This window comes from Pseudomonas mandelii, from assembly GCF_900106065.1.
GTDB classification, from domain to species: Bacteria; Pseudomonadota; Gammaproteobacteria; order Pseudomonadales; family Pseudomonadaceae; genus Aquipseudomonas; species Aquipseudomonas mandelii.
Genome location: NZ_LT629796.1, coordinates 5,905,982 through 5,923,446, shown reverse-complemented (window position 1 = coordinate 5,923,446; position 17,465 = coordinate 5,905,982). Strand labels below are relative to the sequence as shown.

The 17,465-nt window shown below is 60.3% G+C and carries 12 protein-coding genes and 1 pseudogene; 8 read left to right on the top strand and 5 right to left on the bottom strand.

Going from position 1 to position 17,465, the window contains the following annotated elements; genetic code table 11:
* Window positions 1–19: 19 nt before the first annotated feature.
* The 4 genes from BLU63_RS27480 to BLU63_RS27465 all read right to left on the bottom strand — a co-directional run bounded on the left by BLU63_RS27480 (window position 20) and on the right by BLU63_RS27465 (window position 4,831).
* Window positions 20–751 (bottom strand): hypothetical protein, encoded by a 732-nt coding sequence (locus BLU63_RS27480; RefSeq protein ID WP_083376751.1) that lies wholly within the window; start codon window positions 749–751, stop codon window positions 20–22.
* Complete coding sequence (locus tag BLU63_RS27475; RefSeq protein WP_083376750.1) at window positions 748–1,836, bottom strand: AI-2E family transporter; 1,089 nt, start codon at window positions 1,834–1,836, stop codon at window positions 748–750. The genes BLU63_RS27480 and BLU63_RS27475 overlap by 4 nt, the downstream gene beginning before the upstream one ends.
* A 78-nt stretch (window positions 1,837–1,914) precedes the next feature.
* Complete coding sequence (locus tag BLU63_RS27470) at window positions 1,915–2,550, bottom strand: response regulator transcription factor (protein ID WP_083376749.1); 636 nt, start codon at window positions 2,548–2,550, stop codon at window positions 1,915–1,917.
* Window positions 2,551–2,554: 4 nt separating this feature from the next.
* Window positions 2,555–4,831 (bottom strand): PAS domain-containing sensor histidine kinase, encoded by a 2,277-nt coding sequence (locus BLU63_RS27465; protein WP_083376748.1) that lies wholly within the window; start codon window positions 4,829–4,831, stop codon window positions 2,555–2,557.
* 231 nt (window positions 4,832–5,062) lie between these two features.
* On the opposite strand from BLU63_RS27465, the gene BLU63_RS27460 reads away from it, so the two are divergent.
* From BLU63_RS27460 to phaR, 7 genes and pseudogenes are all read left to right on the top strand, one after another.
* Window positions 5,063–6,685: an acyl-CoA synthetase gene (locus BLU63_RS27460; protein WP_010460312.1), complete on the top strand. Its 1,623-nt coding sequence runs from the start codon at window positions 5,063–5,065 to the stop codon at window positions 6,683–6,685.
* Window positions 6,686–6,806: 121 nt separating this feature from the next.
* Window positions 6,807–7,133: a DUF485 domain-containing protein gene (locus tag BLU63_RS27455; RefSeq protein ID WP_010460314.1), complete on the top strand. Its 327-nt coding sequence runs from the start codon at window positions 6,807–6,809 to the stop codon at window positions 7,131–7,133.
* Window positions 7,133–8,803: a cation acetate symporter gene (locus BLU63_RS27450; RefSeq protein WP_010460315.1), complete on the top strand. Its 1,671-nt coding sequence runs from the start codon at window positions 7,133–7,135 to the stop codon at window positions 8,801–8,803. Before BLU63_RS27455 ends, BLU63_RS27450 begins: the two co-directional genes overlap by 1 nt.
* 63 nt (window positions 8,804–8,866) lie before the next feature.
* Window positions 8,867–10,639 (top strand): acyl-CoA dehydrogenase C-terminal domain-containing protein, encoded by a 1,773-nt coding sequence (locus BLU63_RS27445; protein WP_083376747.1) that lies wholly within the window; start codon window positions 8,867–8,869, stop codon window positions 10,637–10,639.
* Window positions 10,640–10,767: 128 nt separating this feature from the next.
* Complete coding sequence (locus BLU63_RS27440) at window positions 10,768–12,036, top strand: OprD family porin (RefSeq protein WP_010460319.1); 1,269 nt, start codon at window positions 10,768–10,770, stop codon at window positions 12,034–12,036.
* Window positions 12,037–12,150: 114 nt separating this feature from the next.
* Window positions 12,151–13,404: pseudogene (locus tag BLU63_RS27435) on the top strand (IS3 family transposase).
* A 131-nt stretch (window positions 13,405–13,535) separates the two neighbouring features.
* On the top strand, window positions 13,536–14,084 hold the full coding sequence (gene phaR / locus BLU63_RS27430) for a polyhydroxyalkanoate synthesis repressor PhaR (protein WP_144443475.1): 549 nt from the start codon (window positions 13,536–13,538) through the stop codon (window positions 14,082–14,084).
* A 38-nt stretch (window positions 14,085–14,122) separates the two neighbouring features.
* Here the strand turns inward: phaR and phaP are convergent, their stop codons facing one another.
* Window positions 14,123–14,692 (bottom strand): TIGR01841 family phasin, encoded by a 570-nt coding sequence (phaP, locus tag BLU63_RS27425; RefSeq protein WP_083376746.1) that lies wholly within the window; start codon window positions 14,690–14,692, stop codon window positions 14,123–14,125.
* 242 nt (window positions 14,693–14,934) lie between these two features.
* Here phaP and BLU63_RS27415 point away from each other — a divergent pair, with 242 nt between their 5' ends.
* Window positions 14,935–17,403 (top strand): DUF3141 domain-containing protein, encoded by a 2,469-nt coding sequence (locus BLU63_RS27415; RefSeq protein WP_083376745.1) that lies wholly within the window; start codon window positions 14,935–14,937, stop codon window positions 17,401–17,403.
* Window positions 17,404–17,465: the final 62 nt, after the last annotated feature.

Genomic DNA, 17,465 nt, shown 5'->3' with positions numbered 1-17,465 from the left:
TTGTTCCCTGCGCAGCGCATCAGGAATAGCCGATTTCGCTGAGATCGATGGCTACCAGCAAGGCATCCATGTCAGCCAGGCCGTCCTTCCCGCGTCGGTAGGCACGACGCTTGCCGGGCATGCGCAGCCCGTCAGCCTCGATGTAGTCAGACACATATTGGGTGGCAGGCATACCACCACTGACATCCACGTTGTAGTCGTGTCGCCGCAGCAGGAAGTCTTCACCGAAGTAGAAATCCTGTGCGGCGCAGTGCGTGGCGATGCTTTCGGGAAAGTGCACCCGCAAACGGCGCCAGCGCTCGGTTGCTTCTTGCCAGGGTTCGATTTCCTCGGTCACCACACCCGGCCACTTGAACAGAAAAGGCATGGTCAGGTAGGACCAGAGCGCATACCCGTTGAAGTACGCGCGATGCAGCGGATCCCACGGGGTGTTTTCGGTGTGGTCGCCAAAGGATTGCCGGGGCGCCTGGCGCTCGGCGATCACCTGCCCGTCGGTGGTTTCGATGGCGATTCGATCGGGTGAATAGGCTGTCCGTTTATCCGGGCCACCGAAGGGGGTTACCGAGGCTTTCTGTTCATGCAGCCAAACGGTCATCTGGCGAGGGGCGCTGTCTTGGGTCAGCCCTTTCGCGGCCCAGAGCGAGCCGCCGGTCACCAGGGTGGCGCGCACAGTGTTGAAGCTGTTCCAGCGGTCCAGACCACCATGGGCGATCAGCACCTGATCCAGCAGTGGATGATCCTGCGCATTCACAGTGGCGGCCCTCCTGTTTCCGATGGTCGATCCTGCACCCACTGCCAGAATAATTGATAGCCGACGGCAAGGACCACCGGCCCGATGAACAGCCCGATGATGCCACTGGTGACCATGCCGCCCAACGCACCAATCAACACCACCGGCATCGGCACGTCGACACCGCGCCCCAGCAGCAAGGGTTTGAGGACGTTGTCCACCAGGCCGGCAATGAACACATAGATGGCGAAAATAATGGTCGCGGTGCTGGCGCCTTCGGTGGCAAAGACGAAGGCAATCACCGGTAGCGTAATCAGCGTCACCGGCAATTGCATGATGCCGAGCAGCAGCACCGCCAAGGCCAGCAGACCGGCACCGGGGATGCCCTTGAAGACAAAGCCGAGGCCCACCAGCAGCATCTGGATGAACGCGATGCCGACCACGCCCAACGCCACCGCACGGATGGTGGCGGTGCACAGTTCAGCGATTTTCGGGCCCCGTGCCGGACCGCTGACTCTGGAGGCAATCTGGACCGCGGCGCGACTGCCGCCTTCGCCATGGGCCATGAAAATCCCGGCAATGATCAAGGCGAAGATGAACGTCAGGAAACCCATGCCGACACCCGCGAGTTTACCCAACAGGCCCAGGCTGACGTGTTTGATTTGCGGTACGTATTTGGCGGTCAGCTCGGGAAGATTGGTGGAGGCTTGAAGCCACAGATCAGAGAGTGGCCGGCCCACCAACGGCCAACTGGCAACTGATTCGGCCGGCGGTGGAATGTGAAAACCGCCGCCCTTGACGACGTCCATCGCCCGTTCGACCGAATCGGCAATCGAGGTACCCAGCAGGTAGATCGGCACCATCAGGATGACGATGGCGATCAGAATGATCAGCGTCGCGACGTGCCCGGGTTTGTGGCTCCCCCTGAGTCGCTCTTGCAGCGGATAGAGGGTGATCGCCAGGATCAGCGACCACAACATCAAGTCGCGGAACGGGCTGAATATCTGGAAACAGAAAAGTACCAGCACCGCGATCAACCCGGCACGAATCATTACATCGAGCAGGGTGCGACTCAGCGTTTTCTCGGTAAAGGGTGTGGGCTCCACGGGTGGCTCCTTGCAGATCACTGCAACGGTAGCGGATCGGTTAGCCCAGCATAGACGCTCAATACACGGCGTGAGGCCTCAACGCAATTTCAGTGGATCGACCAGTCCGGCGGCAATGGCCATGCCCACCAGGTCCGGTAGGGTGCTGGCCTGCATGCGCTTCATCACGCGTGAGCGATACAGGTCGACGGTTTTTGCGCTGACGCCCAGTTGCTCGGCGATTTCCCGAGTGGTGTAACCCTGCACCAGCGGCAGCAAGACATCGCGCTCGCGGGGGGTCAGTGTCAGCAAACGGGCTTGCAAGGCGTCATGGCCCTGATTACCCGATCGGTTGGCCGCGCAGTTGCTTAGCGCCTGTTGCACGCTGTCCAGCAACAACTGCTCGTTGTAGGGTTTTTCGATGAAGTCATGGGCGCCCGCCTTGAACGCGCGCACCACAATGGGCACATCGGCGTGGCCGCTGACGAAGATGATCGGCAGGTTCAACTCCCGAGCGCGCATTTCTTCCTGCACGTTCAACCCGCCCATGCCGGGCATGCGCACATCCAGCAGCACGCAGGCGTCGAGCGTGGCATCACAGGCGCTGAGAAACTCCACGCCACTGGTAAAGGGCAAGGCCTTGAGCCCGACCGATTCCAACAGCCAGACCGTTGAATCGAGCATGCCCTGGTCATCGTCGACCACATACACCACGTGCTCAGTCACACCTGCCATTGCTTTATTCCTGTTGTTGTTTTGTTGGGCCGGCAAGCGGCAAGCGGCAACCCATCAGCAGCCCGACCGGTTGGCGCCGGGCCTGCAATTCACCGCCGAAACCTTCGATGATGCTGCGGCTCATGGACAAGCCAAGGCCCAGGCCATCGGCCTTGCTGGTATAGAACGGGGTAAATATCTGCTCCAGTTCGGGCTCACTGACGCCCGGCCCCTGGTCTTGCACACGGATTTCCACGGTGGCACCACCGCCCTGCTCCGCCGTCATCACGATCAGCGAGGGCTGCCCCGGATGTTGTTCGCGGTTGGCGTCGATGGCATTGCGCAACAGATTGAGCAGCACTTGCTCCAGCAACACCCGGTCGGCATAAACGGGCGGCAGATTATCCGGCAGTCGATCCTCGATTGTCACTTGGCAATTGCTCGCTTCCCAGGCACACAAACGCACGGCCTCGCGGGCGACGTCGGTAAAATTCAGGGCCTGCATGCGCCGCTGCCCCTTGCGCAGAAATGCCCGTAACCGCTTGATCACTTCCGAGGCATGGGTGGCGTGATGGGTGATGCGTTGCAGCCCTTTCGCCACGCGTTCGGCGGCCTCGGGGTTGGTGTCGAGCGTCTGTAAATAGCGTTGACTGGCATTGGCGTAATTGACCACGGCGGCCAACGGCTGGTTGATTTCGTGGGCAATGCCCGAGGCCAGCTCGCCGAGCGTGACCAGTCGCGCCGTGTGTGCCAATTCGTCTTGATGGCGGCGCTGTTGCACCTCGCGCAATTCACGCTCGGTCATGTCCCGCGCCACCAAAGAGTAGTAGCGCTCGCCGCCGGCCGAACGGTGCGCCAGCAGCACCAGCGACACCGGCACCGACGTGCCGCCACCGGGCGGTTGCAACCGTGCATCGGTGCTCCACACGCCGTCGCGTTCGGCGCTGCTCCAGCCGTCACGTTGCAGGCGCGTCAGGTCAGCGCTGGCAAACAGCTGCGCCAGGGCCGGCATCGGTTGTTGCTCGTCGATATCGAGGATGCGCCGTGCGGCCGGGTTGAGGTAAGTGACTTGCCCGTCAGGGTCGATGAACAACACCGGATCGGTGTTGGCCTCGACCACTTCCGCCAGGCGCCGCTTGTTCTCTTCGGCCTGTACCCGGGCGGTGATGTCCCGGGACACGCTGACCACCTCGACCACCGCGCCGGTGTAGGTTTCACGGATCGCCCGGCTGGCGGTTTCGAACCAGAGGTAATGCCCGGCGCGATGGCGAATGCGGTACGTCATGGTGTGATAACCGTCCTGCTCCAGCGCGTCCCGCGCACGCTGCACCAGGTTGGCGAGGTCCTGGCCGTGAAACAGGCCCTGGGCCATTTGCCCGCGCAACTCTTCGGGCCAGTAGCCAAGCAATGTCCAGGATGCCGGCGAGGCATCGAGAAAACGCCCGTCCGGGGTGTGCCGGGAAATCAGGTCGGTGGTGTTCTCGATGATCAGCCGGTACAACCGGCGGGCCGTGGCGGCTTCGCGTTCGGCCAATACTTGTACCGTGGCGTCGCGGCAACGGGCGAGCACGCGGTTGTCCTGGGGATCGGGGATAAACGTCCAGATCAGAATCTGCGCCTCGAACTGGGCTTCGACCCCTTCAATGGCACGTTGCTGGTCGAGGCAGGCACGCACCAACACCCGATGATTGACCGGCAAAAAGCCCAGTACCTCGGTCAGCGGCTTTTCCGCGAGCAGGGCCAGCAGCGCGGCATTGAACTCCAGCGGTCGGCCCTGCGCATCGAGCAACAGACTCGGTTGTGGGTCGTGCCCCAACAGCGGCGACCCCCGCAGCATGCCGTTGACGCTGCTGAGCAAGGTGGTCAACAAATCCTGCACCCAGCCCAGCCAGTCCAGACTCACGCCGTCGCAGACTTCCACCAGCAACAGGCCTGACTGCCCCGCCTGCAAGGCCAGATCAAACACTTGGCCATGGCTGATGGCTGCGCGGCGTAATCGACCGGACAGCCAGCAATCGAGTTGCCGCACCTGGGCCAGGTCCAGGCGCCCGGTCTCGCCCAGCCGATCAAACAGCAGCTGATCGCTGGCCAGCGATGGATCCCCAAGGCCCGGCGGGAAATGCTGGGCGGCGCCTTCGTGGCTGTAAATTCGCGCGCTGGGTTGCCAGCTCAGGTAAACCGCCCGCCGCACCTCGGGACATTCCTGCAGCGCACGGCACAACGCATCCGCCCGAGCGGCCAGGGACACGCCCTCGCGCTGCAGGCGCAACCAGCTGTGCAATCGAACGGGAGTCAGGGTCATCACAGGTCCGCATTGTCGGGGGAGCCAAGAATATACCGGCGCTAGAGGTATCGCCGCATTCATTTGGAGGCAGAAGAATCAAATATAGTACATCTACTATACTGCGTAGGTTGTACTTCCATATCCGTGGCAGATTGTTATATAAAGCACACCGGACATAAAGGATGACCTCAGCGGCTACGCTGAACAGGCCCATCCATAGAGCTAACAATCAGCCACCGAGTACCCGTCATGTCGATCTATGAACAAGGGCTAGGCCCTTCGGCTGTCAATCACATTGCTTTGTCGCCGCTCAGCTTCATCGAACGCACTGCCAGCGTTTACCCCCACTACCCCGCCGTGATCCACGGTTCGATCCGTCGTACCTGGGCGCAGACCTACACCCGTTGCCGGCGTCTGGCCTCGGCGCTGGCCGGTCGCGGCATCGGCAAGAACGACACGGTGGCGGTGATGCTGCCCAACATTCCCGAGATGCTTGAAGTGCATTTTGGCGTGCCGATGATCGGCGCCGTGCTCAACCCGCTCAACGTGCGCCTGGATGCCGAAGCCATTGCCTTCATGCTGCAGCATGGTGAAGCCAAGGTACTGATCACCGACCGTGAATTCCATGACGTGATTCACGCGGCCATCGGCATGCTCGATCACCCGCCGCTGGTCATCGACGTCAATGACCCGGAATACGGCGAAGGCAAGGCCGTCAGCGACCTGGACTATGAAGCGCTGCTCGCCGAAGGCGATCCGGATTACGCCTGGCAATGGCCGGACAACGAGTGGCAAGCCATCTCGCTGAACTACACCTCAGGCACCACCGGCAACCCGAAAGGTGTGGTCTACCACCATCGCGGCGCGTACCTGAACTCGCTGGGCAACCAGATGACCTGGGCCATGGGCAACCATCCGGTCTACCTCTGGACCCTGCCGATGTTCCACTGCAATGGTTGGTGCTACCCGTGGATCATCACCGCCATGGCCGGTGTGCATGTGTTCCTGCGCCGGGTCGATCCGCAGAAAATCCTCACGCTGATTCGCGAGCATCAAATCACGCACCTGTGTGCTGCGCCTATCGTGCTCAATGCATTGGTCAACATGCCGGAATCGGCGAAAGCGGCCATCGACCACCCGGTCAACGCCATGGTTGCCGGTGCTGCACCGCCCGCCAAAGTGATCGGCGCCGTGGAAGAAATGGGCATCAAGGTCACGCACGTCTATGGCCTGACCGAAACCTACGGTCCGGTGACGCTCTGCGCCTGGCATGCCGAATGGGATGAGTTACCGCTGGACGAACGGGCACAGATCAAATCCCGTCAGGGCGTGCGCTACCCGACGCTTGAAGGCGTGATGGTCGGCGACTCAAAGACGCTGGAACCTACCCCACGGGACGGTCAGACCATCGGTGAGATCTTCATGCGCGGCAACACCGTGATGAAGGGCTACCTGAAAAACCCGACCGCCACCGCCGAAGCATTCGAAGGCGGCTGGTTCCACACCGGTGACCTGGCGGTGTGTCATCCCAATGGTTATGTCGAGATCAAGGACCGACTCAAGGACATCATCATTTCCGGCGGCGAGAACATTTCCACCATCGAACTGGAAGGCGTGCTGTATCGCCATCCGGGCGTGATGGAAGCAGCCGTGGTTGCCCGTCCCGATGAAAAATGGGGAGAAACGCCGTGTGCGTTCATCACCTTGAAGGCCGACCACCAGGACGTTCGCGAGGCCGACATCATCAGTTTCTGCCGCGAGCATCTGGCGGGCTTCAAAGTCCCGCGCACGGTGATCTTCACCCTGTTGCCGAAAACGTCCACCGGCAAAATCCAGAAGTACGTCCTGCGCGACAGGGCTAAAGCGCTCTAACCCGAACCGACGTTTTACCCACCCGGCGGCAGGTGTTCCATCTGCCGCTTCGGGCTCGTGCAGGCCGAATTCGGCCCTGCCCTGCCCCCAGACACATAACAAAAACAATGTGGAGCCACCCATGATCGACATCCATTCAACCGATACCCAACGTTGTGAACGCATTCGGACCAATCCGAAATTCCTTCAATTGGTGAGCAGCCGTTCGCGCCTGGCCTGGTCGCTGAGTGCCGCCGTGCTGGGCACTTACTACGGATTCATGCTGGTGGTGGCGTTTGCCCCGCAATGGCTGCATGCGCCAGTCGCCGAGCATCGGATGTTGACCCTGGGCATGCCGGTGGGTGCGGCGATCATCATTTTTTCCTGGCTGCTGACCGGTTGGTACGTCTATCGCGCCAACACGCGTTTCGATGCACTGGGCGCCGCCATTCTCGAGGAGAGCAAGTGATGAACCTGCTGCGTAAGCTCATCCTCGCCGCTGCCGGCCTGTTGCCGGCCTCCATCGTCCTCGCCGCCCCGACAATGGGCGCAGTGGAAAAACAACCGCTGAACCTGCATGCGATCGGCATGTTCTTTGTCTTCGTGCTGGGCACCCTGGCGATTACCTGGTGGGCCGCACGGCAAACCAAATCCACGTCGGACTTCTACACCGCCGGCGGTGGCATTACCGGGTTCCAGAACGGCCTGGCAATTGCCGGTGACTACATGTCCGCCGCCACGCTGCTGGGACTGTCCAGCCTGGTGTTTGCCAAGGGCTACGATGGCTTCATCTACACCATCGGCTTCTTTGTCGGCTGGCCGATCATCACCTTCCTGATGGCCGAGCGCCTGCGCAACCTGGGCCGCTACACCTTCGCCGACATCGTTTCCTATCGACTCGACCAGAACAAGGTGCGGATCTTCGCCGCGTTCGGTTCACTGACGGTGGTGTGCTGCTACCTGATCGTGCAGATGGTCGGGGCCGGTCAGTTGATCAAGTTGCTGTTCGGTCTCGACTACCCGGTTGCGGTGGTGATCGTCGGTGCGTTGATGCTGGTCTACGTGATCTTCGGCGGCATGATTGCCACCACCTGGGTGCAAATCATCAAAGCTGTGCTGCTGCTCGCCGGCGGAACCACCCTGGCGGTGATGGCCATGTCGCAGTTTGGTTTCAGCTATGAAACCCTGGCCGACAAAGCCGTCCAGGCCCATGCCAGCGGCTGGAACATCATGGGGCCAGGCTCGATGCTCGCCGACCCGATCAACACCGCGTCGATGTCGTTGGGCCTGGTGTTCGGTATTGCCGGTCTGCCGCACATTTTGATGCGTTTCTTCACCGTGCCGAACGCCAAGGAAGCGCGCAAGTCGGTGTTCTACGCCACAGGCTTTATCGGTTTCTTCTTCCTGGTGGTCTGCACCCTGGGCTTTGCCGCGATGGTCATCATCGGCACCGACCCGCAGTACTACGTCAACGGTGAAGTCGGCGGCGCCCTGATCGGCGGCGGCAACATGGTTGCCATGCACCTGGCCAAAGCAGTGGGCGGCAACCTGTTCTTCGGTTTCCTCTCGGCCGTGGCCTTCGCCACCATTCTGGCGGTCGTCTCCGGACTGGCCCTGGCCGGTGCCTCGGCGATTTCCCATGACCTCTACGCCACGGTGTTCAAGAAAGGCAAGGCCAGCCAGAAACAGGAAATGCGCGTGACGCGCATGGCGACGGTAGGCCTGGGCATCATCGCGATTCTGCTGGGCATTCTGTTCGAGAAGATGAACGTCGCGTTTCTGGTAGGCCTGACCTTCGGCATTGCCGCGTCGACCAACTTCCCGGTGCTGATCATGGCCATGTACTGGAAAGGCCTGACCACCAAAGGCGCGATCCTCGGCGGTTTTGCCGGCCTGATCTGCGCACTGGTGCTGGTGATCCTGTCGCCAGCGGTCTGGGTCACCGTGCTCGGTCACGCTCACGCGATCTTCCCCTACGACCACCCGGCGCTGTTCTCCATGCCGCTGGCGTTCTTCGTGATCGTCGTGGTGTCGAAACTCGACCGCAGCGTGCGCGCCGACAAGGAGCGTGACGCCTACGCCGACCAGTTCGTTCGCGCCCAGACCGGCCTCGGCGCCGCCAGCGCTTCCGCTCATTGATTGAAAGGGCACGGTCTGCCGTAACGGCGCCGTGCCCACCGCACACCTTTTGAGGTTCACGTTATGCCCGAATTCAACGCCCCGCTGCGCGACATGCGCTTTGTGCTGCACGAAGTGTTCGATGCCCCGGCCCTGTGGGCGCGCTTGCCGGCCCTGGCCGACACGGTCGACGCCGCCACCGCTGACGCCATTCTGGAGGAAGCGGCGAAAGTCACTTCGCACCTGATTGCGCCGTTGAATCGCAGCGGCGACGAAGAAGGCGCCCAGTGGCTCGATGGCCAGGTCAGCACGCCGATCGGCTTCAAACAGGCTTATGCCACCTTCATCGAAGGAGGCTGGGTGGGCCTTTCCGGTAATGCCGATTTTGGCGGCATGGGCATGCCGAAGATGCTTGCCGTGCAGTTTGAAGAAATGCTCTACGGCGCCAACTCAAGCTTCGCCCTGTATTCGGCGTTGAGTTCCGGGGCCTGCCTGGCGCTGGATGCCCACGCCAGCGAGACCCTGAAAAATCTGTATTTGCCACCGATGTACGAAGGCCGCTGGGCCGGTTCCATGTGCTTGACCGAAGCGCATGCCGGCACTGATCTGGGGATCATCCGCACCCGCGCCGAACCCCGGGCCGACGGCAGTTTCAGCATCACCGGCAGCAAGATCTTCATCACCGGTGGCGATCAGGACCTGACGGAAAACATCATCCATCTGGTGCTGGCCAAACTGCCGGACGCGCCAGCCGGACCGAAAGGGATCTCGCTGTTCGTCGTGCCCAAGGTGCTGGTCAATGCCGACGGTTCTCTCGGCGACGCCAATGCCGTGAGCTGCGGTTCGATCGAACACAAGATGGGCATCAAGGCTTCGGCCACCTGCGTGATGAACTTCGACGGTGCCAGCGGTTGGCTGGTCGGCGAAGCCAACAAAGGCCTGGCGGCGATGTTCACCATGATGAACTACGAGCGCCTGTCCATCGGCATTCAGGGCATCGGCTGTGCGCAAGCGTCCTATCAGAGCGCCGTGGCTTACGCCCGTGAACGTGTACAGAGCCGCGCACCGACCGGCGCGATGGCCCCGGACAAAGTGGCTGATCCGATCATCGTCCACCCCGATGTGCGCCGCATGTTGCTGAGCATGAAAGCCATGACCGAAGGTGGCCGCGCGTTTGCCAGTTACGTCGGTCAACAACTGGACCTGGCGAAGTTCTCCGATGACGCCCAGGAGCGCGACAGCGCACAAACCCTGGTCGCGCTGCTGACACCCGTGGCCAAGGCGTTCTTCACCGACACGGGTCTGGAAAGCTGCATCAACGGCCAGCAAGTGTTCGGCGGCCATGGTTACATTCGCGAATGGGGCCAGGAACAGTTGGTCCGTGACGTGCGCATCGCGCAGATCTACGAAGGCACCAACGGCATTCAGGCGCTGGACCTGCTCGGCCGCAAAGTGTTGGCCGACAGCGGCTTCGCGCTGCGTCAGTTCACCGGGGAGATCCGTCGTTTCGCCCATCAGCCTGACGCGCCCTACTCCGTGCAGCTGTTCGATGCCGTGCAGCGTCTGGAAAACCTGAGCGACTGGCTGCAAGACCAGGCCGCCACCAACCGCAACGAAATCGGCGCGGCTTCGGTCGAGTATTTGCACCTGTTCGGTTACGTCGCCTACGCCTGGCTTTGGGCGCGCATGGCCCAGGTCGCGAAGAAAAAACTCAGCGAGGACCCCAAGTTCTATGGCGCGAAGATCGCCACCGCCGATTTCTACATCCGTCGCCTGCTTCCGCGCACATTGAGCCTGGAGCATTCCATTCTCGCCGGCAGCGCCTCGTTGTACGGCCTGAGCGCCGAACAGTTCTAACGATTGAACCGACGCGGCGCCACGCTCCTCTCGATTCGGCGTCCGCGTTTTTTTATTGATAAGCCCTCGTCCACCCGGCGAGGGCCGCGGGACCTGTCTTTCCATAATAAAAACAAAGGGGCTTCACCATGGACCGCAACACCCGCATCCTCGCTACCCGACTATTGCTGGCCGGCGGCGTCATCAGCCTCTCGGCCCCCGCCGCGGCTGACTTTGTCAAAGACAGCAAGGCCAGCCTTGAGCTGCGCAACTTCTATTTCAATCGGGATTATCGCCAGGACAACGCCGCCCAATCCAAACAAGAGGAATGGGCCCAGGGTTTCCTGCTGCGGTATGAGTCGGGCTTCACCGACGGTTTGGTCGGTGTCGGTTTCGATGCCATCGGCCTGGTCGGCGTCAAGCTTGATTCGAGTCCTGATCGCGCCGGTTCCGGCCTGCTCAAACGCCATCGCGACACGAGCAAAGGCGCTCAGGACGAGTACGGCGAACTGGGATTGACCGCTAAACTGCGCGCCTCCAAAAGCACCCTGAAACTCGGCACGCTGCTGCCGAAATTGCCGACGGTGCTGGCCAACGATTCACGGCTGTTGCCACAAACCTTCAAGGGCGGTCAATTGAACTCGCTGGAGATTGAAGGCTTGACCGTGGATGCCGGGCGGCTAACCCAGGTCAATCAGCGTGACTCCTCGGACTACGAGGACATGGGCATCACCCGGACCGGCGCCAAAGGCATCACCACGCGGCACCTCGACAGCGACAGCTTTGATTTCGCCAGCCTGAACTACAAATGGACCAGTAACCTCGCCACCGGCTACAGCTACGGCCACCTCGACAACTTCTACAGCCAGCACCTGGTGAACCTGACCTACGTGATGCCGGTAACGACGGGGCAATCGTTCAAGACTGACCTGCGCTTTGCCCGCTCCACGGATGATGGCGGCAGCAATGTCGACAACAATGCGATTGGCGCCATGTTCACCTACAGCCTCGGCGGTCACGCGTTTGGCCTGGGTTATCAAGGCATGAGCGGCGACACCGGTTTTGCCTACATCAACGGCACCGATGCGTTTCTGGTGAACTTCGTGCAGATCGGTGACTTCGCCAGTAAGGACGAAAAATCCTGGCAGGCGCGTTACGACTACAACTTTGCAGCCATGGGTGTGCCGGGGCTGACCTTCATGACCCGCTATATCACTGGCGACAATATCGATCTGGGCGGCAACCGCCCCGAAGGCAAGGAATGGGAGCGTGATACCGACATTGGTTATGTCGTGCAGAGCGGTCCGCTGAAGAATGTCGGGGTGAAATGGCGTAATGCGACGGTGCGTTCGACCAACTTCGGCAGCGATCTGGATGAGAATCGCTTGATTGTCAGCTACACCCTGCCGATCTGGTAACGATTCAGGCTTCACAAGGGGGGACTCGCTTGGCGGCGCAGTTCCCCTTTTTGTTGTGGATGTCCCGTCCTGAATAAGGTTTACACCTTCTGATCTGTTTTTCAGGAGGACGTAATGGAATCAGCAAAAAGGCGTAGTCAGCGAGACTACACGCTGACCTTTAAATTGTCGGTAGTCGATCAGGTCGAAAAAGGCGAGCTGAGCTATAAAGAGGCTCAGGAGCGCTACGGGATTCAAGGCAAAACGACCGTTCTGACGTGGTTACGCAAGCACGGTCGGCAGGATTGGAGCCCAGGCACATACATTGGCTCGCCGAGGATGGGGTCTATGCCCGACAAAAACCGACCATTAACGCCAGAACAACGCATCAAAGAGCTTGAAGAACAGTTGGCGCTGTCCAATCAGAAAGCGCAGTTTTTCGAGGCGGTCTTGGATGTCTTGAAAAATGACTACGGTCTCTCTGTCGTAAAAAAGCGTCCCGGCAAGTCCTCGCGCAAAAACGAATCCAAAACCTGAGCATCAGCAGGGCTTGCCAGTTCATGGGGATAAGCCGCCAGGCTTACTACAAACGCAATCGCGCCGATGCAGCTCGTCTGGTTCTGGATCAGAAAGTTGCCGATTTCGTTCAACAAAAGCGCCTGCGGCAGCCGCGGCTGGGCACCCGAAAGCTGTATTACTTGCTGCAATGCCAGCCTCAACTTGAGCTGCAAGTGGGGCGAGATCGGCTGTTTTCGATTCTGCGTGAACGGCGTTTATTGGTGGCTCGCAAGCGGGCGTATCACAAGACGACCAATAGTCATCATCGCTTTCACCGCCACCCGAACCTGCTCAAACCAGGTCCTGATCAGGTTGTTCCCTGCGGCCCGGAACAAGTCTGGGTGGCTGACATAACCTATTTGCCAACTCAGGAAGGTGTGGCTTATCTGAGCCTTGTGACGGATGCTTTTTCGCGAAAGATCGTGGGCTATCACGTCCATGAAAGCCTTTATGCCGAGTCGGTAGCACACGCGCTGAGCTGGGCGGTAGAGCACCGTCGGACAGAGCAGCCGTTGGTGCACCACTCAGATAGAGGTATCCAATATTGCTCGGGGATGTACCAAGCGTTGCACGCGAAATACGGCATTCGATGTTCAATGACGGATGGCTATGACTGCTACCAAAATGCCTTGGCAGAGAGGGTCAACGGGATACTGAAGACAGAGCTTATGCTTCAGCGGCCGCAGGATTTGACGCAAGCGAAGAAGATGGTGAGTGAGTCGGTATCGATCTACAACGGCGAGCGACCGCACCTGTCTTTGAAATACAAAACGCCCGATGCGGTGCATCGGGCGTTAGGGTGAAACAGGTGTAAACCTATTTCAGGACTAGACAGGATTTTCGCTGAGATGGCGAGCCTCTTCGCGAGCAGGCTCGCTTCCACAGGGGAACGCGGTCAACGGTAGGAGCGAGCCTGCTCGCGAAGGCGGCCTCAAAGGCGCCAAACATGAGAGTAGGTTAAGATGCCTGCAAACCAGGCCCGCCGCGAGACGCCCCGCATGACTGATACCACCCCCCGCCTGATCAAGAAATACCCCAATCGCCGACTCTACGACACCCACACCAGCAGTCATTTGACGCTGGCGGATGTGCGCCAACTGGTCGTCGATAAAGTTGCGTTTAAGGTGGTCGATGCCAAGAGCGGCGAAGACCTGACGCGCAGTATCCTGCTGCAAGTGATTCTGGAAGCCGAAAGCGGCGGCGAGCCGATCTTCACCAGCGAGATGCTGATGGGGATTATCCAGTTCTACGGTCCGTACCAGGGTGTGCTCGGCAGCTACCTGGATAAAAGCATCCAGACCGTCATCGACATCCAGTCCCAGACCGGCGCGCAGTCATCCGAAGCCTGGAGCGACTTCATGCATCAACAGGCCCCGGTCATGCAGGACCTGATGCGCCAGTATGTCGACCAGTCCAAGGCCTTGTACCTCAATACCCAGAACCTGTTCGGCATGTTTGGCGCCAAGCCCGGCACCGATAACGGGCCGAAAAAAAATGGCGATGGGGAATAAACCCATCGCCATCGTTTGTGCCGCTGGCCTGAAATGACTTACTTGTTACCGCTGGTGGCCTTGGCGCTCGCTTCTGGTGCTGCTTTGGTGGCAGCGGCAGTGGCGGCGTCAAAATTGCTCTGAGCCACATCGGAAGCCTGTTTCACGGCTTTCTGTGCGCTTTCAAACACGGTACTGGCATTGGCAAGGCCCGACTTGAATGCAGCCACGACAGGCTCGGAGCCGGCCGGTGCATTCTTGCTGATCGATTCAACAAACTCATTGACCTGCTGGGTGCCCGCCTCGATCTGACTCGACGTCAGTTTGGCGATGTCCGACTGCGTGCCCACGATCAGCGCTTGAACCTGACGATTGAACTCGGCCAGACGCTCGGCCTGCGCGCTCGGCTGGGTAAACGATGCCTGCAAATCGGCAAAACCTTGTGGATCACGCACGGCCAGCAGCTTGCGCACGCCTTCGAAGTGCTCCTCGGTGGAGTCGCGCAGTGCCTTGAACTGCAACTGGCTCAGCTGTTCAACGCTGGCGAAGACTTTGCCGCTGATCTGCTGCAAAAGATCGAGGTTGGCTTTCTGAGCGGTTTGCAGTTTTTCCGAATTGAAAAAAGACATGCTTTATCTCCTGGTTCTGGAAGGCCCGGATGGGCCTGAGGACGCGATAGCGATCCTGCCAGACATCGCGTTAGCCTTGATATTGCAGTGCACAAAACTATTTGGCAACGGCTATTTTGTGCGGCGCACAATAAAGTTCGCTTCCTTGACCGTTATTCCCTATACACTCGTGAAAATCGAACGACCGGCTTGATTGCTATTAGTCAGGGCAACGTTCCCACGCATGGCGTCAGGAGTTCACGATGGGTCAGGAAGAAAATATTGCGCTGCAAGATAAAGGGCTTTCGACTGCGTCCGGTGTGTTCGAGCACCTGAACCATCTGCAGCGCCTCAATACCCGCAACGTTATTGACGCCGTGCAACAGCGCCAGGCCAAAACCTACGCACCTTCAAGTCTTGAACAACTCAAGCAGCCGACCGCCGCTGACTGGCAGGAATACTTCACCGACCTTGGCCAACGCAGCGTGCTGTTCTGGGACACCTTGCGTCAGCGCGGCGACAACACCCTGGCCCACGAACGCGCCGGGTATCCGCTGCTGCTCAAGTTCAACCATGAAACCCTGATTGCCGGTGAAGACCTGCCGCGCCCGGTCAACTACTCGCTGCTGCAGATCATCGCGGGCCCCGGGCAACAGCTCGACAGCAAAAAGCAGCCGGTGATCATCATTGACCCGCGCGGCGGCCACGGTTCAGGGATTGGCGGTTTCAAACAGGATTCGGTCATCGGCGAAAGCCTGCGCGCCGGTCACCCGACCTATTTCATCTCGTTCAGCCATTCGCCACGCCCGGGGCAAACCCTGGCGGACATTGTTGCAGCCCAGGCGCGGTTTATCGAAGAGGTCAGCGCGCGACACCCCGCCAGCACCAAACCCGTGGTGATCGGCAACTGCCAGGCCGGCTGGGCGTTGATGGGCCTGGCGGCGACCCGCCCGGAACTGCCGGGACTGATCATCGTCAATGGCGCGCCGTTGTCGTACTGGGCGGGCGTTAATGGGCGCAATCCGATGCGCTACACCGGCGGTTTGCTGGGTGGTGGCTGGATGGCACGCCTGGGCAGCGACCTGGGCAATGACCGTTTCGACGGCACTTGGCTGGTGAGCAATTTCGAAAGCCTCGACCCGGCCAACACCTGGTGGGGCAAGTACTACCACCTGTTCAGCGAGGTCGACAGCGAGGCCCCGCGCTTCCTCGATTTCGAACGCTGGTGGGGCAGCCCGACCCTGCTCAATGGCGAAGAGATCGAGATGATTGTCGATGACCTGTTCATCGGCAATCAACTGTCCGGCGGCCTCGGGCGCAAGAGCAGCGGGCTCGACCTCAAACGCATCGAAGTGCCGGTGGTGGTGTTCTGTTCCTATGGCGATAACATCACCTCGCCCCAGCAAGCACTGGACTGGATCACCGACGTCTACCCCAGCGATCTCGCCCTGCAAAATGCCGGTCGCACCATCGTTTACCTGCGGCACGCGAGCATTGGCCATCTGGGCATCTTTGTTTCCGGCGAAGTCGCGCGGCGTGAGCACCGGGAGTTGTTGGGCGCCGTCGACGCGATCAACGAACTGCCGGGCGGGCTCTATGAAATGCTCATCGAGGACCTGCCGGAACATTCGCCAACGCCCTACGCCGTGCGTTTCGAGCGACGACGTATCGCCGACATCCACGGTGACGCGCAGCCGCCCCGTGACGATGATCGCGAATTTGCGCTGGTCGAGCGTGCCTCTGATTTCAACAACACCCTTTACGACGGGTTTGTAAGACCGTGGTTGCGCCAGTTGATCAACGAGCCGACCGCCGAGCTGATGCGCAAGGCCCACCCGTTTCACCAGCAACAGGTGATGTGGAACAGTTTGAACCCGGCGCTCTGGTGGTTGGCAGGCAGTGCCGCCCAAGTGAGCAAGAACCGTCAGCCGGCAAACCCGTCCAATCCGTTGCTGGCCTGGCAGGCATTGTTTTCCAACCAGATACAGGATGCCTTGAACGGCTATCGGGACCTGCGTGATGCCGCTCAGGAAATGAGCTTTTACGGCGTGTATGGCGTGCTCAACAGCCTTACCGGCAACGTACCGGCTCGCAATCTCCAGGCGCATGCCGAGCAGCACGATAAAGTCCTGATCGACCGCCTTCAGGACGCCCTGCCCCTCGGCGGCTTGATGGAAGCCTTGATCCGGATCCTGTTCCTGCTGGGCCGCGACAGCGACGAACCGGGCAAGCAAAGCGTCGAGAAACTCATCCTGCAATTGCAGGTGCTGCTGCAGGACTACAGCGCCGAGCCGCTGGACTTGCGCGAAACCCTGCGCCTGCAAAAACTGCTGGTCGCCACCCATCCGCAGGAAAGCCTGCAAAGTCTGCCCCTGATGCTGGCCGAGGTCGAAGAACGCCAGCAAGTGCTGGCCGCCGTCGCCAACATGCTGCCGGAACTGCTGACCAGCGGCGCAGACAATCCGTTCTGGTGTGAGCTGCACACGCTGCTCGACGTGCCACTGCCGGGGTTCAACCTGACTCAACCTCCGGGCGCAGCCGATGTTGTCGAGGAGGACACCCCGACGACAACCCCGGAGCCGATCAAGCCGAAAACCGCGGTCGTCGCACCAGAGCCCGCCAAACAAAGCGCCCCCGTGGTCGTCGCTGAGCCAATTGCCCCGGGAACGCTGACAAAAACGCGCAAACCCGCGAAGGGCAAAAAAGCCGCGAAGAAACCTCCTGCTCTCTGATGAGTAACTTGTGGGAGCGAGCCTATGTGTGTGGCGAGGGAGCTTGCTCCCGCTCGGCTGCG